This window comes from Lysinibacillus sp. NPDC097287, from assembly GCF_044761695.1.
GTDB lineage: Bacteria > Bacillota > Bacilli > Bacillales_A > Planococcaceae > Lysinibacillus.
This window is the reverse complement of record NZ_JBIWCX010000018.1, coordinates 56,433-81,064: the sequence shown is the minus strand read 5'-3', so window position 1 is coordinate 81,064 and position 24,632 is coordinate 56,433. Positions and strand designations below refer to the sequence as shown.

Here is a 24,632-nt window from a genome sequence, read left to right as displayed (position 1 = left end):
CACTACCGGATGCTGTCGCAAAACGCATCGAAGGATTTTTAGCAAAGGAGGCCCAATTCAATGGTTAATACTGCAAAAAAAATTCTCGAAATCAAAAACTTAAAACAACATTTTGGTTCTTCTAACAACCCAATCAAAGCTGTTGACGGCATTAGTTTTGACGTTTATGAAGGCGAAACACTGGGGCTTGTAGGTGAATCTGGTTGTGGTAAATCGACGACTGGTCGCTCTATCATCCGTCTGTACGATATAACTGGTGGCGAGATCATTTTCGATGGTGAGAGTATTCACGACAAAAAATCCAAGCATGATTTGAAAAAGTTTAATCGCCAAATGCAAATGATTTTCCAAGATCCTTACGCTTCATTAAACCCTCGTATGACGGCAGGTGAAATTATTGCTGAAGGCTTTCAAATTCACGGGCTATACAAGGACAAAAAAGAGCGTCGAGAAAAAGTAAACCAATTACTTGAAGCAGTAGGTTTAAATAAGGAACACGCAAACCGTTATGCTCATGAATTCTCTGGTGGCCAACGCCAACGCATCGGTATTGCGCGTGCACTGAGCTTAGACCCTAAGTTCATCATTGCAGACGAGCCTATTTCAGCGCTAGATGTATCGATACAAGCTCAGGTTGTTAACCTTTTAAAACAATTGCAAAAAGAACGCGGTCTAACATATCTTTTCATCGCCCATGACTTGTCCATGGTAAAATATATTAGTGATCGAATCGCTGTTATGTACCGTGGTAAAATAATGGAAATCGGGAAAGCAGATGATATATACAATCATCCTGTTCACCCTTATACAAAATCTTTATTATCAGCAATTCCGCTTCCAGATCCTATGTCTGAAAAGCGTCGTCAACGTATTCCTTACACACACACAGAAGTTGATGATAGCGCAACGTATCATGAAGTTGGAGACCAACATTATGTGTACGGTACAACTGACTTAGTAAAAACTTGGCTTTCAAAATAATAAACTTCTCCCCCTCCTGAATCTCTTTAGGAGGGGTTTTTACTCTTGATGTCCTAAGTTACGTCATTTTTCAAATTTTGTTTATTGGAAAGGTACATTATTGGTCAACTCGATATCTTGTAGTTCGGTACCGTTTTGGTAGTCAACGTTGTAGTTTTTCACACGTTTATTTACGGGGATAATTTCAGTGCGGAAATACATTGGAATGATGATTGCTTGCTCATCCATATAATCTTGCCATATACGAAATGCTTTCGAACGATAATCAGCCACCATGGACTTTTCAGAGTCGATATCTTCTAGTATTTTTGTTAAGTCTTCAGATACGAATCGGCTGAAGTTAAAAGCTGCTTCCTTTGCATATAGCCCTGATGGAGACGGATTTGTCCCTGTCCCCCATGCAGCCATAAACATATCAATTTCAGGATCATCCGATTGTACTTTCTGATAAAAATTATTAAATTCTATTAAACGTCCAGTCGTTAATTCCACATTTAAACCGATATCTGCCCAGTTTTGACGATAATACGCGACAATGACCTCATCTACATCTGAGCCAGCCATCGCAGCTAATTGAATGACCAACTTTTCACCCTTTTGATTTTCACGATACCCGTCACCATCGATATCGATGAAGCCTGCCTCATCTAATAGCACTTGTGCTTTTTTAGCATCATAAGTATAGCCTTTTAATGAGGCATCATAGAATGAGAACACTGGTGGGATTAACGAATTCGCTCGTTTATGCAGACCTTGATAGATTACTTCCGTTACTGTTTCAATATCCATGCCATAAGCAATTGCTTGAAGTAATTTTGGCTCGTTCATTTTTGATGATGAATCATACACATTAATTTTTTTTGATGTATCAAATGTTCCTAATTTAAAGCCAAGATATGAATAAGCCATTTCAGGACGACCTAAAATAGCTACATTCGAAAGGTTTTTCACACTATCAAATTGGTTCGTTGGAAAAGGGGTGGCGATGTCGTATTTCCCTGCTTTTAGTGCTTCACTAACTGAAGTTGAAGGTACTGCTTGTACAACCACTTTTTCTAATTTAGGCTTGCCTTTGTAATAGTTTTCATTTGCTACAAATTGAACTGACTCACCATTAATAACTTTGTCGAACTTGAATGCACCAAGTGTTACCGGATTTTTACGTACTGCCTCAGATGAAAGTAAATCTTTCACTGCTATAGACTGTAACTGGTGTTTAGGTGCCGCATATCCCCACAATCCATCCCCGATGGAATAAATCGCTGGCGTTATTTTTTTAAAAGTAATATCTATCGTCTGATCATTGATTTTTTTGATACCTGAGATTGTTTTTGCTTTCCCCTCGTGATACTCCGTCATCCCCACGATATTTTGAGAACTTCCATCATAACGAATGCCTGTATAATCTGGATGACCAATAATTTCATAGGAATATATTAAATCATCCACTGTTAATGGCAGTCCATCTGACCACTTAACACCTTTTCGAATGGTAACAGTCGCTTTATTTTGTTCTGGATGAACATCTAACTTTGCAATGCCCGTATCTTTTACTAAAAAATCACCGTCTATCTCAAACAGAGAGTTTGATGCATAACCAAAGATTTCAGCATCAAATGCATCTTCATATAATTCCGCTAAAAAAATCCCTTGGAACGGGGAATCTGTGACAAGCGCTACTTTTAATGTACCACCTGAAATTACCTCACCCTCATTCGTTACAGAAAGCGGTAAAGAGTGGATGTCCATTGTTGAAGTTTCTTTCTCTCGTCCATAACAAGCAGATAATATTAAAAGAGCTAAAGAAAAAAGTAATAACAAGAATAAGCTTTTTCCTCTCATTACAATCCCCCCTTAACCGAATCTTTGTTTGACGTCAGCTGAACGACGTAGTGCCTGACCAATATAGTTGATGCCAAGCATGAGCACTAAAATTAGTAGAGATGCTGGCAACCAGACCCAATATTTATCTGCTAATACTTGAGGGTTAGTGGCATAGCTGACTAAGGTTCCTAAGCTTGGTGTTGACGGAGGTAAGCCGAATCCTAAAAAAGATAACCCTGTTTCAATCCCGACATTTCCAGCGAAACTTAGCGTTAACTCTACGATTAAGATGGAACTTAAGTTCGGGAGAATTTCTTTAAACATAATCGAAACATCACTTGTCCCCATTGTTTTTGACGCACTTACATAATCACGACGTCCTTCTGACAGTACTTTACTTCGTACTAACCGCGCTGTCCCTATCCAAAGAAATAAACTCATGATTACGATCAATTCCCACACTCCGTATTTTGGAATGATGGAAACAAAGACGATAATAATCATTAAAGTTGGCAGAGTCATAAAAAAGTCTATCGTTCGCATCAAAAGATTATCGATATAGCCACCGTAATAGCCCATGATTACACCCAATATAATGCCGACAACACCTGTAATAACGGTGATCACCATTGCTATTACAATAGAATTACGTGAACCAATGATTAACTGCCCTAATATGTCACGCCCTGCTTGGTCAGCACCGAGTATAAAGCCATTTACCCCAGGTTCTGTATATCGTTCGTGTAAATTTATGGTCATCACTTTTTCTTGATCAATGAAAAAGGCTGCAATAATAATACCGACAATCAATAATGATATAGTGATGAGTGAAAAAAAAGCGACTTTATCCTTTTTAAACTCTCGCAATACGACCTGCAAACCACTTGGCGGAGAGCTTTCAAATTTTTCGATTGTTTGTTGTTCCATTTGAATTCGACTCTCCTTTATGGATTTACTCTATACGAATCCTTGGGTCCACAATACTCATAATAATATCCGAGAATAGACTCCCTACTAATGTTAAAAAGCCATAAAGTAATACGAGTGCAGTAATCACACTATAATCACGACTCATTATTGAATTAACAAATAATTGCCCCATACCTGGGTAGCCAAAAATTGTTTCAATGAAAATTGAGCCTCCTAGTAAACCTGTGATCGTGAAACCTAAAAAAGCTGCGATAGGTAGTAAGGAGTTTCGGAATATATGACGAGAATACACTTTGTTCATCGGAATGCCTTTACTTCTCGCTGTTTTGACATAGTCTTGCGTCTTCGCATCTATTATTTCTGTACGTAAATATTGGACAATCCCTGTTATACCTAAACTTGCATACGTCATGGCCGGTAACAATAAATGATGAAATTTATCCCAGTAATAAGCAACGGTTCCTGTTTCTAATCCAATATCAACGGTCCCACTTGTCGGAAACCATTGTAAACGATAGCCAAAAATATATAAGAAGATAAGCGCCAAAACAAATGTAGGTATCGCATAACTGATAAAACTATAGAGCACGATGGATTTATCTAAAAGCGTGTCTTGATAACGCCCTGCTAATACGCCAAGAGGTATGGCTAGCAAGTACACCAAAATTACACTTAATAAGGATAACCAAAATGTATTCAATCCCCGCTCACCGATTAATGTAGAAACCGCAATTTTATATGTGTAGCTTTGACCAAAATCACCTTGAAGTGCATTTGTGATCCAGTTAAAATACTGCACATACCACGGATCATAAAAACCTGCTTGAATCCGTAATTCTTCAATACGTGCAGGATCTGTTTCAGGTGTAATGAGCCCTGTAAAAGGATCTCCGGGCATGTTTTTTGCCATAATAAAAATTAATAGGCTTAATATAAATAACTGCGGAATCATGATGATCATACGTCGAATAATCGTTTTCCACATGTTATACCCCCTCCTCATGCATGGCGACCATATGTGTCTTGGATATAGGTACTAATGGATATACTTTACCTTGATCATCGAAGTATTTATGTTGCTCTCTCTGATACATTGTCTCAATATGTTGACGTTCTCGCTTACGCTTTTGACGTGTTTCTGGTTCAATATTTGGAATGGCTGACAATAGGCGATTTGTGTATATATGCTGTGGCTCATCATAAATGTCTTCACGTGTCCCACTCTCTACAAAACGCCCCTTATACATAATGGAAATATGCTCACACATATGTTTCACCACACCTAAGTCATGGGAGATAAATAAATAGCTCAGGCCATATTCATCTTGAATATCCTTCATAAAATTTAATACTTGTGCTTGCACCGAGATATCTAAAGCAGATACAGGTTCATCTGCAATAATGAGCTTTGGATAACAAGCTACAGCTCGAGCGATCCCAAGGCGTTGCTTCTGTCCTCCTGAAAACTCATGTGGATATTTTAACAGTACATCTTCTGACATCCCTACAATGGCGAGTAATTCCTTTATACGTTTTCGCTCCTCTTGCGCACTACATTTCATAAAATTACGAATCGGCTCTGCTAAAATATCAATTACACGTTTTCTCGGATTCATGCTCGAATGTGAATCTTGAAAAATCATTTGGACATCACGGTTATAGGCAGATGTCCGTTTTCGACGTTGGTTCGTTACATCTTCGCCTTCATAAATAATTTGACCGGATGTTACTTTTTCTAAACCAATAATTGCTTTCCCAGTCGTTGATTTTCCTGAACCTGATTCTCCCACTAGTCCATACGTTTTTCCTTTTTCAAATTCCATGGAGACACCGTCTACTGCATATGTGTTATCGACAACGGCATTTAAAAACCCGCCACGGATTGGATAATGCACACATAACTCATCTATTTTCATAAAACTCATACAAATGCACTTCCTTCATCCTCGAAGTAAAAGTGTTGCCAACAAGTACATCTGACAAAGTGTCCTGGTGTTACCTCGTAAAGCTCCGGTTGTTCTTCATGTGCTGATGCATCAATCCATGGAATTCGAGTGGAAAAGCGACAACCTTCACGTGGTAATTTTGTTAAAGAGGGCACCATCCCCTGAATAATTTTTAGTTTATTGCCATGACTATGTGTTTGTGGGATAGAGTTTAACAGGGATCTTGTATAGGGATGTTTTGCATTTTTAAATAGCTCTTGTACACTTGCAATTTCAACGACCTGACCAGCATACATTACCGCTACTCGATCTGCTATCTCTGCGACAACGCCTAAATCATGTGTGATTAAAATAATGCCTGCTTCCGTTTCATCCTGTAAGGTTTTTAATAAATCTAATATTTGTGCCTGAATCGTTACATCGAGTGCTGTTGTTGGTTCATCTGCAATAAGGATGGCAGGTTTACAGGCAAGTGCAATGGCAATCATGACACGCTGTCTCATACCACCTGATAATTGGTGAGGAAATTGCCTTACAACACGCGTTACATCCGATATTCCAACTTGTTCTAGCAATTCTAAAACTCGTGCATTTTGTTGTTGCTTCGTTAGTTTTGCATGGAAGCGGATACCCTCCGCAATTTGCTCACCTATACGCATCAGTGGATTAAGTGCGGATAACGGATCTTGAAAAATAAATCCAATATCCTTTCCTCTTAAGAGATTGAATTGCTCATCAGTGAGATTGGTTAAGTTACTATTTTTGTAAAGAATTTCTCCTGTTATTTTTGTATGCAATGGGTTATGTAAACCAACAATTGCGGTAGCTAAAGTACTTTTCCCGCAACCCGATTCTCCAACAATCGCTAAAATCTCATTTTTTTTGAGGGTAAGTGAAACATTATCTACAGCAGCATGATACATATCTTTAATTCGAAAGCTCGTGTTCAAATTATTGATCTTTAATAACACATGATCTGTAGCCAAAAGCATCTCACCTCTCCCATAGTATTTTTCATGAAATTGTAGAATCATTTACAGTGTTACTATTTAATTTTTTCCTAAATATAATTAATTATGCATTTCAAAAAATTACCTATTCATAAAGACTAACATACTTAATATTTAAGGTCTGGCATAAGAGAAAACACTTCCACGTGCATGTGATATCCCTACGCCTTGGTTGAGCGTCTTCCTTCCCTACCTGAGCGTATCTATGCTCTAGCTGAGCGTTTCGATCCCTTGCCCGAGCGTATCTATGCTCTAGCTGAGCGTTTCGATCCCTTACCTGAGCGTATCTATGCCCTAGCTGAGCGTTTCGATCCCTTGCCCGAGCGTATCTATGCTCTAGCTGAGCGTTTCGACCCTACTCGAGCGTATCTATGCTCTAGCTGAGCGAATAAGTAAGCGGCAATTAAATTGGAAGAGTATCTATACATTTAGAGTAATTACAAAAAAACGCATCAAAAAAGCGGTATGAAAAATATCGCTATTTTTCATACCGCTTTTTATTTTTAAGATTAAAGCTCGCCTGCTTTTAATTTTGCATGCCAATCCTTCAAGAATGGAATGTCTTCTTCTTTAATGGCACCTGATTCATTAGCTGCTTCGATTAAGTAGTCGAAGTTTGTTAATGATACATACTTAATGCCAGCTTCTTCAAAGGCTTGTTCAGCACGTGGTAAGTTATAAGTGTATACACATACAACGCCTAGTACTTCACATCCAGCTGCGCGTAATGCTTCTACTGCTGTGATTGAAGAGCCGCCTGTAGACACGATATCTTCTACAACAATTACTTTTTGACCTGCTGCGTATTTACCTTCAATTTGGTTGCCACGGCCATGTTCTTTTGCTTTTGAACGTACATAAACCATTGGTAAGTCTAAAATATCACTTACCCATGCAGCGTGCGGGATACCAGCAGTTGCCGTACCTGCTACAACTTCTGTTGCTGCGAAATTTTCTTTGATAACTGATGCTAAACCGTTTGCTAATTGTTTACGAATGACAGGATCAGAGATTGTTAAACGTGTATCACAATAAATAGGTGATTTGATGCCTGATGCCCAAGTAAATAGGTCTGTTGGATTTAATTCTACTGCACCTACTTTTAACATAGCGTGTGCGATTTCGTTTTGTAATGTCATGTTTATGCCTCCCATAATTCGCTTACGATTTTATATGCTGCTACTGGATCTTGTGCTCCTGTAACAGCGCGTCCTACTACGATCAATGAAGAACCGTCACGTTTTGCACCATTTGGCGTCGCAATACGCTTTTGGTCATGTGATTCTCCACCTGCTAAACGAATTCCTGGTGTCACGCGCAAGAAATCTTCGCCACAAATTTCAGCAATTGCTTTTGCCTCATGTACCGAACAAACAACACCATTTAAACCAGCTTGTTTCGTTAAGCTTGCATAATGTAATACAGAATCTTGTAATGATAACTCAATTTTTTGTTCTGCATGCATTTGTTCTTCTGTCGTAGAAGTTAGTTGAGTTACTGCAATAAGTGCTGCACGTTCTCTGCCGGCAGGTGTTCCCGCCTCTAAGCCTTCAAGTGCCGCTTCCATCATCGGACGCCCACCTGCTGCGTGAACATTCACTAAGTCCACACCTAATTTTGCTAAGCCCTTCATCGCAGACCCGACTGTATTTGGAATATCATGCAACTTTAAATCTAGGAAAATATCATGGCCTTGTTCTTTCACTTTACGCACGATATCTGGACCTTCTTGCATGTATAACTCCATACCAATTTTCACGAAAAGCGGCTCATTAAAATGGTTTAAAAACTTGAAAACTTCCTCTTCTCCTGGAAAATCAAGTGCAAGTATTGGCTTTGTATTCATTAGCGGTGGCTCCTTCCGATGATTTCTGAAATATGTTGTACGCCTAATGCGTCTAGTTTCTCGGGTAACTCTTCAATAATATTTGGACAGACGAAATGATCGACAAAGTTGGCTGTACCAACCGCCACTGCTGATGCTCCGGCTGACATAAAGTCAATAACGTCTTGTGCTTCTGTCACACCGCCCATACCGATAATCGGAATGTCCACGGCTTTATATACTTCATAGACCATACGGATAGCCACTGGTTTTACCGCTGGACCTGATAAACCACCTGTACCATTTGCGATAACTGGTTTACCAGTACGTTCATCTAGACGCATACCGATTAATGTATTAATCATTGTAATACCGTCTGCTCCGCCTTCTTCCACTGCTTTAGCAATATCAACAATGTTCGTCACGTTAGGCGATAACTTTACATAAACAGGTACTTTAGAAACTGCCTTTACTGCAGCTACTAGTTCACGTGCAGTAGCTGGATCTGTACCAAACTGAATCCCGCCGCACTTTACATTCGGACAAGAAATATTCAGTTCTAATGCTTTGACGTTTGGTGCAGTTGAAATACGGCGTGCTACTTCAACGTAGTCCTCAGTATCTGTTCCTGCAACGTTTGCAATAATCGGTACATCATATGCTTCTAAAAACGGTAACTCCTCATTCATCACTTTTTCAAGCCCTGGGTTTTGTAAGCCGATTGCATTTAGCATGCCCGCTGCTGTTTCGGCAACACGCGGTGTCGGGTTCCCCGGACGAGTTTCTACCGTCGTTGCTTTAATCATAATCGCTCCGAGTTTTGATAGATCATAAAGCTGTGCGTATTCACGACCAAAGCCGAAGCAACCTGATGCTGGCATAATTGGATTTTTTAAATCTAAACCTGGTAACTCAATATTTAAACGACTCATAATGCCACCGTACCTTTCGGGAATACTGGACCGTCAGAACATACTTTGACGTAATCTTTTTCTACTTGCTCTGTTGTTTTACATACGCAAGCAAAGCATGCCCCTATGCCACAACCCATACGTTCCTCGAACGATAAGTAGCCTTCTTTTTCTGGATAATAGTTTTCTAATGCTTTTAACATGGGTAGTGGTCCACAAGAATAAAACACGTCGAATTCAGGTGCGCGGTCTTCTAATACATTTGTGACAAAACCTTTTGTACCTTTTGAACCGTCTACTGTGACATAGTGTGTTTCACCAAGTTTGTTGAACTCATCTTCGTAGAAGCATACGTCTTCTGTTTGGAAACCTAGTACATGGATTGTTTTCACACCGCGTGCATTTAGTTGTTTTGACAATTCATGTAGTGGTGGTACACCGATACCACCACCGACAAGTAATGCTGTTCCGCCCTCTTTCACTGCATCCACAGGGAAGCCGTTACCGATTGGGCCTAGCACATTCACTACTTGTCCTTCGCGATTTGTTGAAAGCACTTTTGTTCCACGACCTTCTGCGCGATAAATCATTGTAAATTCATTGTTGTCTTTGTCTATGTTAGCAATACTGATTGGTCGACGTAAAAGCGGCTCCAGTGAATCCGACACTTTTACATGGACAAACTGGCCAGGCGTCATGTCCTGAACCAGTTCCCCACGAAGTGTCAATTCGAAAATGTTTGTCGCGATTTGCTTTTGAGAGACGACCGTCATTTTCTCTTGACGAATCATATTAGTGTACTACCTCCGCTTTTGGCATTTGTTCTGCAGTGAATGTCATTGATTCAATGACACGAAGCATTGCTTCAGCTGTATCTAGTGAAGTTAAGCAAGGTACACCGTTTTCTACTGATTCGCGGCGGATACGGAAGCCATCACGTGCTGGTTGTTTGCCTTTCGTAAGCGTGTTAACAACAAGCTGCGCTTCACCGTTTTGAATCATATCTAGTAATGTTGTGCCTTTTGCACCGATTTTGCCAACTATATCTGTACGTACGCCAGCTTCCTCGAATACTTTTGCTGTACCTTCTGTCGCTACGATACGGTAGCCTACTGTTGAGAAGCGTTTTGCTAGTGCAATTGCTTCTTCTTTATCTTTATCAGATACCGTGAATAATACTGTACCTTCTGTGCGTACTTCCATGCCTGCTGCTACTAAACCTTTGTATAGAGCTTTCTCAAGCGTTGAATCTTTACCCATTACTTCCCCTGTGGATTTCATTTCAGGGCCTAATGTAATGTCTACGCGACGTAATTTTGCAAATGAGAATACTGGTACTTTTACGAATACACCTTTTTGCTCAGCTGCTAAGCCTGTTGGGTAGCCTTGTTCTACGATTGATGTGCCTAGAATTGCTTTTGTTGCAATGTTAGCCATCGGGATGTTTGTAATTTTACTTAAGAATGGTACTGTACGTGAAGAACGTGGGTTTACTTCGATCACGAATACTTCACCTTTTGAAATTACATACTGAATGTTCATTAGACCTACGATGCCAAGACCTTTTGCTAAGCGAGTTGTATAGTCTACTAATGTATCTTTTTGTGCTTGTGTTAATTTTTGTGGTGGGTAGACAGAAATTGAGTCACCCGAGTGAACCCCTGCGCGTTCAATATGTTCCATGATACCTGGGATTAACACGTTTTCACCGTCGCAAATTGCGTCTACTTCAATCTCATTACCCGTTAAGTAACGGTCAACAAGTACTGGATGATCTGGAGATGCTTCTACCGCATTTTCCATATAGTGTTGTAGTTCTTCTTCGTTATAAACGATTTCCATCGCACGTCCACCAAGTACGTATGAAGGACGAACAAGTACTGGGAAGCCAATTTCTTTCCCGATTACAATCGCTTCTTCAGCAGAAATAGCTGTTTTACCAAGTGGTTGTGGAATGCCGATTTCGTGTAATGCTTGCTCGAATTTATCACGGTTTTCCGCACGATCGATATCTTCTAGTGTTGTACCAAGAATTTTCACGCCGTTTGCTTCTAATTTATCAGCTAGGTTAATCGCTGTTTGACCACCGAACTGGACAACAACACCGATTGGTTGCTCAAGATCAACGATATGCATTACGTCTTCGATTGTTAATGGCTCGAAGTATAATTTATCAGAAATTGAGAAGTCAGTTGATACTGTTTCTGGATTTGAGTTGATGATGATTGCTTCGTAACCTGCTTCTTGTATTGCCCATACAGAGTGAACTGTTGCATAGTCAAACTCTACCCCTTGACCAATACGGATTGGACCTGAACCAAGAACGATTACTGATGGCTTATCAGATTTGAAAGATTCATTCTCTTCTTCGTAAGTACCGTAGAAGTATGGTGTTTCTGATACAAATTCTGCTGCACATGTGTCTACCATTTTGTATACAGGGATAATGCCGTTTTCTTTACGGTAAGCATAAATTGCTGATTCTGTTGTATCCCAAAGCTCTGCGATTGTTTTATCTGCGAAGCCTAGACGTTTTGCTGTGCGTAATACCTCTTTATCGTTTTTATTGTCCGCAAGTGTTTGCTCCATGTCCACGATGTTTTTAAGTTTATTTAAGAAGAATAAATCGATTGCCGACCATTCATGGATTTGCTCGATTGTTACACCACGACGAATTGCTTCTCCGATGAAGAATAAGCGTTCATCACCTGCTTTACGGATACGTTTCTCAATCCAAGCATCTGTATTGTCTTCCGCATGTTTTAGCTCTAGGTGTACTTGACCTGTTTCTAGAGAACGTACTGCTTTAAGTATCGCTTCCTCAAACGTACGTCCAAGTGCCATAACCTCACCAGTAGCTTTCATTTGAGTACCAAGGTTACGTTTTGCTGATTCGAACTTATCAAATGGCCAGCGTGGGATTTTTGCAACGATGTAGTCAAGCGCTGGCTCGAAGCAAGCATATGTTGAACCTGTTACTGGGTTTTTGATTTCATCTAGTGTAAGACCTACAGCGATTTTAGCAGCAAGCTTCGCGATTGGGTAACCCGTTGCTTTTGATGCTAATGCTGATGAACGTGATACACGTGGGTTTACTTCAATTACATAGTAGTTAAAGCTGTATGGATCTAAAGCTAACTGTACGTTACAACCACCTTCGATTTTAAGGGCGCGGATAATATCTAAAGAAATATTACGTAGCATTTGGTTTTCACGGTCAGAAAGTGTTTGTGTTGGTGCCACTACAATCGAGTCACCCGTGTGAATACCTACTGGGTCAAAGTTTTCCATGTTACATACAACGATGGCGTTATCCGCAGCATCACGCATTACTTCATATTCAATCTCTTTATAGCCAGCGATTGATTTTTCAAGTAAACATTGTGTCACTGGAGAATATTTCAAACCAGATGTTACGATTTCCTCTAGGTCTTGATCGTTGTAACAAATACCGCCGCCCGTACCGCCAAGTGTGAATGCTGGACGTACGATTACTGGGTAGCCAATACGTGATACTAATGCTTTAGCTTCTGTCATGTTATGGATAATGTCTGATTCAGGTACTGGAGCACCTAGCTCATACATTAAGTTACGGAATAAATCACGGTCTTCTGCTTTATGAATTGCATCTAATTTTGTTCCTAAAATTTCGATATTTAGTTCATTTAAGATACCTGATTCGTCTAACTCGATCGCCATGTTTAGACCTGTTTGTCCACCAAGTGTTGGTAGGATAGCGTCTGGACGTTCTTTACGAAGAATGCGTGATACGAATTCAAGCGTAATTGGCTCGATGTATACTTTGTCGGCAATCTCTGTATCTGTCATGATTGTTGCAGGGTTTGAGTTGATTAAAATAACGCGGTAGCCTTCTTCTTTTAATGAAAGACAAGCTTGTGTTCCTGCGTAGTCAAATTCTGCTGCTTGTCCGATTACGATTGGGCCTGACCCGATTACTAAAATAGTTTCTATATCTGTACGTTTAGGCATGTTGTTTCCCCTTCCCTGCTTCTACTTCCATCATTTCGATAAATTCGTCAAATAAGTGATTTGAATCTTCTGGACCTGGTGATGCTTCTGGGTGATATTGCACCGTGAAGATTGGGAATTTCTTATGACGAACCCCTTCACAAGTACCATCGTTTAATGCGACATGTGTTAATTCTAAATCTGTATCTTTTAAAGAATCGATGTCAATTGCATAGCCATGATTTTGAGATGTTAAATCTGTGCGGCCAGTGCGTAAATCTTTTACTGGATGATTCCCTCCGCGGTGACCAAATGGTAGTTTGAAAGCTTTTGCACCACTTGCTAGTGAAAAGATTTGGTGACCTAGGCAAATACCGAACATTGGCACTTTTCCGATTAAATTGCGCACAGTTTCGATGCCTTCTTCTACGTCCTCAGGGTTACCAGGACCGTTTGATAGCATAATGCCATCTGGATGCCATGCTAAAATTTCTTCCGCAGAAGTGTTATAAGGTACAACAAGTACGTCACAGTCACGTTTATTTAATTCACGTAAAATCCCGTGCTTCATACCGTAGTCAATCACAACAACACGCTTGCCACGTCCTGGTGATGGATAAGCCGCTTTAGGTGATACTTCTCGCACATGGTGTGTAATTGCTGGCGTTGCTTGTAATTTTGCAACGATTTCATCTACATCCACTTCTTCATCTGCTGCTGTCAGAATTGCTTTTACTGAACCTTTGCTACGAATAATACGAGTTAACTTACGCGTATCGATGCCTTCAATCCCAGGGATGTCTTTTGACAATAAGTAATCACCAAGTGACATATCACAACGGAAGTTAGAAGGTGTTTTCGCAAGCTCACGTACTACGAAACCACGAATTTCTGGTGTGATTGATTCGAAGTCGTCTCGGTTAATGCCGTAGTTACCTACTAACGGATATGTTAACGTTACAATTTGTCCATAAAAAGAAGGATCTGATATTGTTTCTTGGTAGCCTGTCATTCCTGTTGTAAATACTACTTCACCTTGTGAAGCTCGCTCGCTACCGAACGCTGTGCCTGTGAATACCGTGCCATCTTCTAAAATAAGTAAACGTTTTTTCATTATTCCGCCTCCTGATATACGATGTTGCCTTCAAAAATTGTAACTACTGGCCAGCCTTTTGCTACCCAACCATTGAATGGTGTGTTACGACCTTTTGATACAAAACCTTCTGCATCAATTGTTTGTTCTTTATCCAAATCGATTAGAATCATATCTGCTGATGCACCAACTTCAAGTGTTCCATATGGTAGATCAAAAATTTGTGCTGCTTTGACAGACATCCAATCGATTAATTGCTTTAAAGTCCACTTGCCTGTTTCCACAAACTGTGTGTAAAGCAGTGGGAATGCTGTTTCGAACCCTACAATACCGAACGGCGCGCCAACCATACCACAGCATTTTTCTTCTTCTGTGTGTGGTGCATGGTCTGTTGCGATACAATCGATTGTGCCATCCAGTAGTGCTGCATGTAATGAATCTTTATCATCTTTTGCACGTAATGGCGGGTTCATTTTCCAGTTTGCATCATCTGATGGAATGTCCATTTCTTCTAATAGTAGGTGATGTGGGCAAACTTCTGCAGTTACACGGATACCTGCTGCTTTTGCATCACGTACTGCACGTACAGATTCTTTCGTCGATACGTGACAAACGTGATAGCGAGCACCCGCTGCTTCTGCAAGTAACACATCGCGTGCAATTTGGACTGATTCACAAATTGACGGAATACCTGGTAAGCCAAGCTCTACATTTCGTGTTCCTTCGTGCATCACGCCATCGTAGATCAGTGAATTATCTTCGCAGTGTGCAACTACGACAACATCATGTTTCGCAGCTTCCTTCATTTGCTCATACATTGTTGATGCAAGTTGGATCCCAACACCGTCATCCGAGAATGCAACTGCTCCTTGTTCCTTTAACTCTTCAATACTTGTGCGAACTTCACCAGAAATGTCTTTTGTTAGTGAACCGTATGGTAGCACACGTACAACAGCACTTTCTTTGATAAGACCATTGATCAGTTGCATGTTTTCCACTGAATCTGGTACTGGTTTCGTATTTGGCATTGCACAAATTGTTGTGAAACCACCCTTAGCTGCTGAAGCCGTACCTGTTGCAATTGTTTCTTTATGCTCAAAGCCTGGCTCGCGTAAATGCGTATGTACATCAACAAAACCTGGTGATAATAAGTGTCCTTTACCTTCAATTACTTCTGCACCGTCTATTGTTACATTTGCGCCAATTGCTGCGATTTTCCCATTCTCGATAGCTACATTTACTGTTTCTAATTCACTTTGTTCATTTACTATTCGAACATTTCGAAATACTTTTTTCATGTTAGTCTCTCTCCTTTAAAATCGTTTCAACAATCGCCATACGCGCGAATACACCATTGCGTACTTGATCAAAAATTCTAGAACGTTCGCATTCTACTAACTCAGATGCTATTTCAACATCTCGGTTAACCGGAGCAGGATGCATAATAATTGCCGTTTCTTTCATCTGCTTTTCACGTTCAATTGTTAAGCCAAACTCTTCGTGATAGCTTTCTTTCGAAAAACTTTTATTCACTTTATGACGTTCATGTTGCACACGTAGTAACATAATGACATCGCTCGTATCAATCAAGCCATCCCAAGTGTGATGCGCCTCAAACTCGCCTGCCCAAGCTTCTGGACAAAGAAAGCGTACATTTGCACCTAAGCGCTGTAAAGCTGTTGCGTTAGACTTAGCTACGCGACTATGCGATACATCCCCTGCGATTGTAACATTTAACCCTTCAAAGGAACCGAATTCTTTTTTGATTGTGTAAAGATCTAGTAATGATTGTGACGGATGTTGGCCAGCGCCATCTCCCGCGTTAATGACAGCAACGTTTATGCCTTCCAGCAGCTCGTTGTAATATTCATCTTCTTTCGCGCGGATGACTACTGCATCTATGCCAATCATTTCTAATGTCTTTACCGTATCGTACATTGTTTCACCCTTTGTCATGCTCGAGAATCCTGCATCAAAAGGAATGACCGTACAGCCAATTTTGCGCTCTGCCATTTCAAAGCTCGTCTTCGTACGTGTACTCGGTTCAAAAAATAAGTTAGCGACGTTGTATGTGCGAGATAACGATGATGCTTCTCCATTTTCAAAAGCCCGCGCACGGTCTAAGATGTGGTTAATTTCTTCGTTTGTTAAATGTTCCATCGATAATAAGTTCTTCATCATGTACCTCCATTAGGTTGTGTGTCATGAACGTCTATGTATGACGTTCTACTTTACTCAAATTCGCCTTGGCGCATTTGACGCCCAAATTTTGAATCGTGCTTGGGCCTGATGACTCAGGTCAGTTAGCCGTTGTCGCATGGATGCGACGTATTTAGACTAACATCCACTAAAATCTTTCAAAATTTGTGGCATCCGCCGGAGGCTTTCTTTGTTCAGCTTGCTGAATAAAGAAAAAGCCCCGCTGATGTCATCAGCGAGGCATAAGGAGGCGTGACGAGTTGAAGAAAGAATATGATTCTTCCTTTATACTTGTCTACATCTTCCCTTTCTCTGCCTCTCTGGACAATTCATTAAAAGGTACTACTTATTTAGTTAATCATAGTCGGCCACTTCTTTATCACGACCTGGTAATACTAAGTTCAAAATAACTCCGATAATGGCAGCTAACGCCATTCCTTCTATAGCAAATGATTCAGTAAATCTTAGAGCCGCACCACCGATTCCTACTACTAGAATAACAGATGCGATAACCATGTTACGATTATTTCCAAAATCTACATTGTTTTCAACTAGCATACGTAAACCACTAGAAGCGATAATACCGAATAATAAGATTGAAATACCACCAAGAACTGCAGTTGGAATTGTTGCAATTAATGCCATTGCTTTTCCAAAGAACGACACGACAATCGCAATGATTGCTGCACCCATGATGACGTATACTGAATAGACACGTGTGATTGCCAACACTCCAATATTCTCACCATATGTAGTTTTCGGTGGACCGCCGATAATCGCACTTACTAATGTCCCTAAACCATCGCCTAAAATCGAGCGGTGCAAACCTGGATCTTTTATATAATTCCGATTCACAACTTTCCCCAAAACTAATTGGTGGCCGATATGTTCTGAAATTGTCACGATCACAATCGGTACCATTGCGAGTAAGATTTTAGCTGTAATATTAATTTCATAGTCAATACCTGGAATTAAGAAGTCTGGTGAAGCGACGAACGACGCTTCCTTTACCGATGAAAAATCAACAATTCCGATGATGACTGAATAAATATAGCCTACGATTAGCCCCATAAGGATCGGCATCGCACTTAAAATGTTTTTAAAATACACTGTGAAAATAATGGCTGAGAATAATGTGACTAAAGCTGCTGTGAAGTGCAATACACTATACTGAGACACTATTTCTACAACTCCAGTTGTCTCATTGAACTGCTCCACTTTTATATTCATCGCCATATCTACTGCTGTACCTGATAAACCTAATCCAATCACGATAATGACTGGCGCTACTACAATCGGTGGTAGTAAGCGCATCAACCATTTATAACCTGTTTTCCAAATTAATAATGATACAATCCCGTACACTAAACCAACTGCCATGGCACCTATCATTGCATTCCCTGGATTTACACTTGCGCCATCCTCTGTTAAGCCGTTTGAGGCAATTAAAATTGGTGATATGAAGGCAAATGATGATCCTAGATAAGCTGGCACTTTAAACTGTGTGACTAATAGGAAGACAAGTGTAGCAATCCCGCTTGTAAGCAAGGCAATTGCTGGGCTTAGCCCAACAAGTTGCGGTACTAAAATTGTCGACCCGAACATGGCGAACATATGCTGGAAACTTAATGTAACTAATTGGACTGGTGTCGGTTTATCATTTATGTCTAAAACTGCCTTTGACATTTCGTTTCCTCTCTTCATGTTTAGTCTTCTTTATAAATTGTGACGCAATCTTCACCGTCAACTTCTAGCAGATGTACAACGATTCGTTCTGTACCCGATGTTGGAACATTCTTTCCAACGTAATCTGCTCGAATCGGTAATTCACGATGACCTCTGTCTATTAAAACTGCTAATTGAATTTGTGAAGGTCTGCCTAAATCCATAACTGCGTCTAATGCAGCTCTTACAGTACGCCCCGTGTATAATACATCATCGACTAATATAATCTTCTGATTGGCTACCCCGTATTCGATATCTACTTGTTGTACATGTGCTTGTTCATTATCATGCTTCATCGATAAATCATCTCGGTACAATGTAATGTCTAGTTCACCTGTACGTATCGGTTTTCCTTCGATTTTTTCGATGCGCTCTGCTAGGCGTTTGGCTAAATAAGCACCACGTGTTTTAATACCAACTAAAATACACTCGTCAATTCCTTTGTTACGTTCAATAATTTCATGTGCAATACGAGTCAATGCTCTCGTCATTGACGGACTATCTAATAACTCGTTTTTTGTCATGTTTGACTCCCCCTCTCTTATCTTAGTTTGGTCATGTGTCCATAAAAAAAACCTCTCGAAGCGCAGGGCTTGAGAGGGTTATATACGTGTTTAATAAGTGCGTTGGAAAAATTTGCATCACAAATTCTTTCAACACTTTCACATGTACCTTCTCAGCCTCTCTGGACTGCCATTAAAGGTGAATATTAAGTTGAGTTATTCATTCACTGTCGCTATTATAGACCGTCTATCTGAATACGTCAATGATTATTTCGTAATTCGTCTACTAATTGCACAAAATCAGCAGGAAGTGGTGCTTCAAACTCTAAATATTCGCCTGAAACAGGATGTACAAATCCTAAAACTCCTGCATGTAATACTTGTCCGCCAAAATCAATTGTCTTTTTCGGACCATATTTTGGATCACCCACAAGTGGGAAACCAATATACTTCATGTGCACACGAATTTGGTGTGTACGCCCTGTTTCTAAACGACACTCTACTAACGTAAAGTCTCCAAAACGTTCGACAACTTGGAAGTGTGTTACAGCATGCTTACCATTATCCACTACTGCTTGTCTTTGACGATCTTTTTGGTCACGGCCAATTGGTGCCTCAATCGTACCTTTGTCATGTGCAATATGCCCGTGTACAAGCGCTGTATATTTACGTGTTACCGTCTTCTTCACAAGTTGGTCGACTAATGATTCATGCGCAACGTCATTTTTAGCAACCATTAATAAACCAGATGTATCTTTGTCAATACGATGGACAATACCTGGACGCATAATGCCGTTTATGCCAGATAAATCTTTGCAGTGGTACATTAAGCCGTTTACAAGTGTACCTGTCAAGTGACCAGGTGCAGGATGTACAACCATACCTTTTGGTTTGTTCACTACTAATACATCTGCATCTTCATAAACGATGTCAAGATCTAAGTTTTCTGCTATAACGTCTAGAGGTTCTGCTTCTGGAACAGTGATTTCTACGACATCTCCTGCTTTTACTTTATACTTCGCTTTTACTGTTTCACCATTCACTTTGACAATACCTTCTGTAATCCAGTTGCCTATTTGTGTACGTGACCATTCTGTTTGTACGCTCGAGACCGCCTTATCAATGCGCTCTCCCTGTTGTTGTTCTTCCATTGTATATGTTACTACTGTCATTGTTCCACCTGTTTCTTTTCTTTTTTATCCTCAATGATTAAACCAATCATTAATACAACTACCGCAATCGATAATGCTGCATCTGCAACATTAAATATAGGGAAATGATAATTAATAACCGGGATTAATACGTCCACAAAATCGACCACTTCACCTCTAAATAATCGATCAATAAAGTTCCCAATCGCCCCGCCTAATAGCAACATTAAACCTACTTGGAAAATCGGTTTACCCTTTGCCTCTTTATGATAGAAGTAAATGATGGCAATAATCACACCAACTGTCACAATCGTAAACAACCACATTTGACCTTCTAACATGCCCCATGCAGCCCCTCTATTACGATGAGACAAGATACCTAACCACGGGTCCCATACTGAGATGCGTTCCCCATAATCCATATTTTTCACAATTAGCCATTTTGTCCATTGATCTAAAAGTATAGCAAAAGCGGCCAATCCATAATATTTATACACAAGCCATTCCTCCGTTTGCACGATATCTTATCTATTCTACCATAAGAGCACATACAAAGAATAACTTATAGTACATGAAAATATGATGGAAACGCTAACAGGACACTTGAATCGTCCGATTACTAGACTAATTCAGGTGTCCTGCTTAAATTAAATTCTCAACAGCGAATTTACCTTGTAGCTTTTGCTATAAAAATCTATTGAATAAAATTATAAGCGCTGATGACGCACAGCTTCTGCTAAATAGTACAGTTGCGCAATATAAGATGTAATGTCATTGGCATTATAAAATTTATCTTGTGAAAACTTATATAACTCATTGATTCCTTCAATAGACACCTTTGTCGATTCAATAATTGCCGTCAGTTGCTGATGAAAGGCAACCACTTCTGTCATCGTTTGATCTGTCGCCTGTTGAATGGCAGACATATTCGTAAATAGTGACTGCTCAGATTGCTCTATTTTCTCAAAGAAAGCTTTCGTATATGTTGTCATGTCTTGTGTTTCACCAACAATTAACGCTTCTTCCTTCATTGTTGTAGACAGTTGTTCCATCCGGTCAACAATTTCCGTTACCTTAGAGCGAATATGGACAAGTGCATCTTTACTTTGCTCTGCTAGTTTCCGTACTTCGTTTGCCACTACAGCAAAGCCTTTACCATGCTCACCTGCACGTGCAGCCTCAATTGAAGCATTAAGTGCTAGAAGATTCGTTTGGTCGGCAATATCACTTATCATTTTTGTAAAAGCCATAATATTACTCGTTTCCGTTTGGACTTCCTGCATGGAATGTTCAAATCCTTTGAAAACATCCATCACTTTCTCCATTTGCGCGAAAAGTTTGTTCATATTATCATTGCCTTCAACGACTAAACGAATATTATCTTTGCCCTGTATCTCTACAGCATTTGTTATTTCATGAACACGCTCTGCTTCACTCACAATCCTCATCGCACCTTCATTAGAATGTTGCAATTCCTGGTGCTGTTCCGCTAGAGAGTCTTTAATCCCTGTAATTCGCTCAATAAAAAAACTATCGCCCTTCGCATTTTTTTCATTGGCAGTCGTTAACAGCGAGATTAAATCAAACATACCCGTTAAAATCATGTCCTGTTCTTCAGATGTTAAACCTTCAATTTCTTGTCTTAGTGCCTCTTCAGTTTGTTCATCTTTTGTACGCATAAATAATTGTTTTAGCATGTTCGTTCTCCTATCCTCGTTTGCCAAAGCCAATTAATAATAAGGTTTGGTTAATTAAAGATTTGTTTAACTGTTCTCCGTAGCTACAAAATCCAGATAGATTCGGCAATTGGCTTAGCTGATTATTTAATGCTGGGAATAAACGCTGCTCTTGAAACTGCAATTTTCGTAAAATACAATTACAAGCCAATACACCCTCTAGTTTGTCAAATTGAGATGTAAATTCAGAAAGTGTTTTTTGCAAAGTTGTGACAGGATCCTTTGGCTCCAACAGCTCTAATACTGCATCCTGAAATACTTGGCAATAGAATGCCAGTGCACCATTAGCTTCGACGCGGAATGGAGAAGCAATTAATATCTCCTCATTAAAGCGTCGACCTAGAGGATTTGTCATAAAGTATTGGGGCAATTGTGGCTCACTTATCCCTAATGCTTTTGCATAAGCCCTCGTAGCAGGCTCATCATTAATTTCATAAACAATACGTTTTTCAGCGTCTGCCTTCGTAATTTTCAGCGTAATGCCAGTACTAGTGAAAATATTTTCTTTTTGTATGTAAAAGTCTAGATTGGTTTTAATAAAAACAACGATACCACCCTTAAAAGATTGCTGCCCATTCAAACTCACAATCGTTTGTACAAATTTAGCATCATCACCGGCAGTTCCACCAAAAATAGGAAAACCTTCAAAATTAAAAATCGAATTTACAACTGATAGCATTTTTTCCTCACCAGCAACTAAGCCTGTTGGAAAAATGAGCGCTAGCCCTTCCTTGTCGATTTGCTCGCTCTCGACGCGAATACCTAATTTCTTCACACTATGTAAAAGTTTATTGCGATCAAATATTGGATATTTTTCGATGTTCTCTAAAAGTAAAGCCTCGATTTGACCAAACTCCTGCGCAAAGCTTTGTGCACTTAAACTATTATCAGAAAATCCTTGTGGACCAATCTCACCAGTCGTCGTTACCCCAACAACTTCGCAATTTGGATATTTAACTTGAAATAATTCAGTCAATTGTTCAAAAGAATGTACCGTGCTAGTAAAAAAGAGAATAAGCACAGGATTGGAATGCAACTGAGCACTAATCTCTTGAAACGCCTGTGATGTATCACGTATCGTCGATAATGCCGATTGTATGTGTGGCATAAGTTTCACCTACCTGTTTCTTATAGATTATATTTCTAATCTTTTCCCAAATTATAACACGAAATCTTAATAGTCTAATAACTAAAATCACTTGTATAGTTTCTTGTAAAAGAATCCTACCTCATTTTTTGTGTACTTGTTCCTGTACCCTCCGAAATCATAAACAGATTATTGCTTTAGCATCTATTAGCGATAAACGTTTACACATCCTGTTCAATCCAACTTACCATCCTACAATTTCTACTTTGTTATGGACATATAGTTATTTAAATTTCCCCTCTATTACTCATAACTTCTATTTTATTTCATTTTTTCAATAAAAATGATACAAAATATTGCTGTATTAGTACAAAAAAACACTATTTTAAGTTAAAATATTTTTATAAGGCGGTTTCATATAGTTATATAAGGAAGGGGCTGTTAATCATTTTAAGCATTACTTGGGCAGTTGAAAATTCTGATGATAAAAAGTGTATGACAGCATGGCTAGAGGAGTTTCTTCCAAACACTTTTGTTGAATGTGAATATCTAGCGGCAAACGAAATGACAATTTTTGTATATGAAATAAACCATTTGTTTGACTGGGTTAAGGTAAATCGATTGCATAGAAATTATCCTAATAACATTATCGTGCCTATTGTTGCAGAACACTTAACCTACTCTACTAGTATTGCTATTGAACTTAATTTGCAAGCACTCTTAATTAAACCGCTACATAAGACTAAATTTTTACGTATCGTGAAAAAGCTCTATGCATCTCTTCACGAAAAACAAGCTCACAAATTGACTATGTATGAATTATCTCAACAAGTTCCACAAGATCATACATCTCCATTCCGAGAAGCTTTTTTGAGAAGACTTATTCGTGGTGAAATCGAAAATGAACAAGAAATTATTCAAGCTGCTTCCTTTTTATCTGCTGACAACATTCCGAATATTGTGTTTTTAATTCAAGGCTATAGGATACTTGATGAAAACCATCCTATAGATATTGATGCTGCGAGTATCATTACTAATGTTTTTCGAACTAATTTCGCGAATAAAGCATCAATCTCTTTTTTAAATTTTGAACGCTACTTATTGCTACTTATGCGTATACCTTCTGACTATACATCCTTTAAGCATTGGTCTGAAGGATTAACTTGCTTATTAAATGTCATTGAAGTCTTAAAAAGAGATTACAACATCCATTTATTTATGGGGATCGGTGATGTTTACCAACAACCAAGGCAAGTCTATCAATCCTATAGCCAGGCAAGAAAAGCTCGTAAAAAACCATCCGTTGATAATCTTAACGTGCGATTTTATGAAGACTTAACTAAAAATGAACAACTACAAAAAGCAATAGCTTACATCGAAGAGCATTACGATGAGCAACTTGTTTTATGTGATGTAGCAAACTATATTAACTTTAGTCCTGCACATTTTAGCCGCCTGTTTAAAAAGGAGACAGGTCGCAATTTTGTTGATTATGTTGCGTTTACACGTGTTCTTAAAACTGTGACTTTTTTACGAAAATATGATTATACTATTGATAAAATCGCAACAAGTTCAGGCTTTAATACTTCTAATTATTACAGCTTAACCTTTAAAAAACATGTTGGTATTACACCTAGCGAATACCGAAATACAAAAGAAATATTGTTCAAATAAAAAATGAGCAGCCGATGCGATCATCCGGCTGCTCATTTTTATTTAAATAAATCCGCCAATTAATGTGG

General features: G+C 39.3%; 21 protein-coding genes. 2 read left to right on the top strand and 19 right to left on the bottom strand.

Annotation, left to right across the window (positions count from 1 at the left end; translation table 11 throughout):
- Window positions 1-60 precede the first annotated feature (60 nt).
- On the top strand, window positions 61-981 hold the full coding sequence (locus tag ACIQ2D_RS19475; protein WP_402866970.1) for an ABC transporter ATP-binding protein: 921 nt from the start codon (window positions 61-63) through the stop codon (window positions 979-981).
- 81 nt (window positions 982-1,062) lie between these two features.
- Here the strand turns inward: ACIQ2D_RS19475 and ACIQ2D_RS19470 are convergent, their stop codons facing one another.
- From ACIQ2D_RS19470 to ACIQ2D_RS19380, 19 genes are all read right to left on the bottom strand, one after another.
- Window positions 1,063-2,823, bottom strand: a complete 1,761-nt coding sequence (locus ACIQ2D_RS19470) for an oligopeptide ABC transporter substrate-binding protein (protein WP_402866969.1) — start codon at window positions 2,821-2,823, stop codon at window positions 1,063-1,065.
- Between the two features lie 12 nt (window positions 2,824-2,835).
- Complete coding sequence (locus ACIQ2D_RS19465) at window positions 2,836-3,732, bottom strand: ABC transporter permease (RefSeq protein ID WP_402866968.1); 897 nt, start codon at window positions 3,730-3,732, stop codon at window positions 2,836-2,838.
- Between the two features lie 25 nt (window positions 3,733-3,757).
- Window positions 3,758-4,720, bottom strand: coding sequence for an oligopeptide ABC transporter permease (gene opp4B, locus ACIQ2D_RS19460; RefSeq protein WP_402866967.1), 963 nt, complete (start codon window positions 4,718-4,720; stop codon window positions 3,758-3,760).
- Window position 4,721: 1 nt separating this feature from the next.
- The gene (locus ACIQ2D_RS19455) at window positions 4,722-5,660 is read right to left on the bottom strand and encodes an ATP-binding cassette domain-containing protein (protein ID WP_402866966.1); all 939 of its coding nucleotides are present in this window, start codon (window positions 5,658-5,660) and stop codon (window positions 4,722-4,724) included.
- Window positions 5,657-6,604 (bottom strand): ABC transporter ATP-binding protein, encoded by a 948-nt coding sequence (locus tag ACIQ2D_RS19450; RefSeq protein WP_402866973.1) that lies wholly within the window; start codon window positions 6,602-6,604, stop codon window positions 5,657-5,659. Before ACIQ2D_RS19450 ends, ACIQ2D_RS19455 begins: the two co-directional genes overlap by 4 nt.
- Before the next feature lie 596 nt (window positions 6,605-7,200).
- Window positions 7,201-7,830: an orotate phosphoribosyltransferase gene (gene pyrE / locus ACIQ2D_RS19445; RefSeq protein WP_402866965.1), complete on the bottom strand. Its 630-nt coding sequence runs from the start codon at window positions 7,828-7,830 to the stop codon at window positions 7,201-7,203.
- 2 nt (window positions 7,831-7,832) lie between these two features.
- A complete protein-coding gene (gene pyrF / locus ACIQ2D_RS19440; RefSeq protein ID WP_402866964.1) occupies window positions 7,833-8,537 on the bottom strand; it encodes an orotidine-5'-phosphate decarboxylase in 705 nt (234 codons plus the stop codon).
- A complete protein-coding gene (locus tag ACIQ2D_RS19435) occupies window positions 8,537-9,448 on the bottom strand; it encodes a dihydroorotate dehydrogenase (RefSeq protein WP_402866963.1) in 912 nt (303 codons plus the stop codon). Before ACIQ2D_RS19435 ends, pyrF begins: the two co-directional genes overlap by 1 nt.
- The gene (locus ACIQ2D_RS19430) at window positions 9,445-10,218 is read right to left on the bottom strand and encodes a dihydroorotate dehydrogenase electron transfer subunit (RefSeq protein ID WP_402753662.1); all 774 of its coding nucleotides are present in this window, start codon (window positions 10,216-10,218) and stop codon (window positions 9,445-9,447) included. The genes ACIQ2D_RS19435 and ACIQ2D_RS19430 overlap by 4 nt, the downstream gene beginning before the upstream one ends.
- 1 nt (window position 10,219) lies before the next feature.
- Window positions 10,220-13,417, bottom strand: a complete 3,198-nt coding sequence (gene carB, locus ACIQ2D_RS19425) for a carbamoyl-phosphate synthase large subunit (RefSeq protein WP_402866962.1) — start codon at window positions 13,415-13,417, stop codon at window positions 10,220-10,222.
- Entirely contained in the window at window positions 13,410-14,510 is a 1,101-nt protein-coding gene (gene carA, locus ACIQ2D_RS19420; protein WP_402866961.1) for a glutamine-hydrolyzing carbamoyl-phosphate synthase small subunit, read from the bottom strand. The genes carB and carA overlap by 8 nt, the downstream gene beginning before the upstream one ends.
- A complete protein-coding gene (locus tag ACIQ2D_RS19415; RefSeq protein ID WP_402866960.1) occupies window positions 14,510-15,787 on the bottom strand; it encodes a dihydroorotase in 1,278 nt (425 codons plus the stop codon). The genes carA and ACIQ2D_RS19415 overlap by 1 nt, the downstream gene beginning before the upstream one ends.
- Window position 15,788: 1 nt before the next feature.
- Window positions 15,789-16,667 carry an aspartate carbamoyltransferase catalytic subunit gene (locus ACIQ2D_RS19410; RefSeq protein WP_402866959.1) on the bottom strand — a complete coding sequence of 293 codons (879 nt, stop codon included), beginning with the start codon at window positions 16,665-16,667 and terminating at the stop codon, window positions 15,789-15,791.
- A 375-nt stretch (window positions 16,668-17,042) separates the two neighbouring features.
- Complete coding sequence (locus ACIQ2D_RS19405) at window positions 17,043-18,374, bottom strand: uracil-xanthine permease family protein (protein ID WP_402866958.1); 1,332 nt, start codon at window positions 18,372-18,374, stop codon at window positions 17,043-17,045.
- A 20-nt stretch (window positions 18,375-18,394) separates the two neighbouring features.
- On the bottom strand, window positions 18,395-18,958 hold the full coding sequence (pyrR, locus tag ACIQ2D_RS19400; protein ID WP_402866972.1) for a bifunctional pyr operon transcriptional regulator/uracil phosphoribosyltransferase PyrR: 564 nt from the start codon (window positions 18,956-18,958) through the stop codon (window positions 18,395-18,397).
- A gap of 218 nt (window positions 18,959-19,176) precedes the next feature.
- Complete coding sequence (locus ACIQ2D_RS19395) at window positions 19,177-20,088, bottom strand: RluA family pseudouridine synthase (RefSeq protein ID WP_402866957.1); 912 nt, start codon at window positions 20,086-20,088, stop codon at window positions 19,177-19,179.
- Window positions 20,085-20,564 (bottom strand): signal peptidase II, encoded by a 480-nt coding sequence (gene lspA / locus ACIQ2D_RS19390; protein WP_402866956.1) that lies wholly within the window; start codon window positions 20,562-20,564, stop codon window positions 20,085-20,087. The genes ACIQ2D_RS19395 and lspA overlap by 4 nt, the downstream gene beginning before the upstream one ends.
- A 210-nt stretch (window positions 20,565-20,774) precedes the next feature.
- Window positions 20,775-21,764: a methyl-accepting chemotaxis protein gene (locus ACIQ2D_RS19385; protein ID WP_402866955.1), complete on the bottom strand. Its 990-nt coding sequence runs from the start codon at window positions 21,762-21,764 to the stop codon at window positions 20,775-20,777.
- A gap of 10 nt (window positions 21,765-21,774) precedes the next feature.
- A complete protein-coding gene (locus ACIQ2D_RS19380; RefSeq protein ID WP_402866954.1) occupies window positions 21,775-22,911 on the bottom strand; it encodes an FIST signal transduction protein in 1,137 nt (378 codons plus the stop codon).
- A 474-nt stretch (window positions 22,912-23,385) separates the two neighbouring features.
- Here ACIQ2D_RS19380 and ACIQ2D_RS19375 point away from each other — a divergent pair, with 474 nt between their 5' ends.
- Window positions 23,386-24,564: a helix-turn-helix domain-containing protein gene (locus ACIQ2D_RS19375; protein WP_402866953.1), complete on the top strand. Its 1,179-nt coding sequence runs from the start codon at window positions 23,386-23,388 to the stop codon at window positions 24,562-24,564.
- Window positions 24,565-24,632 lie beyond the last annotated feature (68 nt).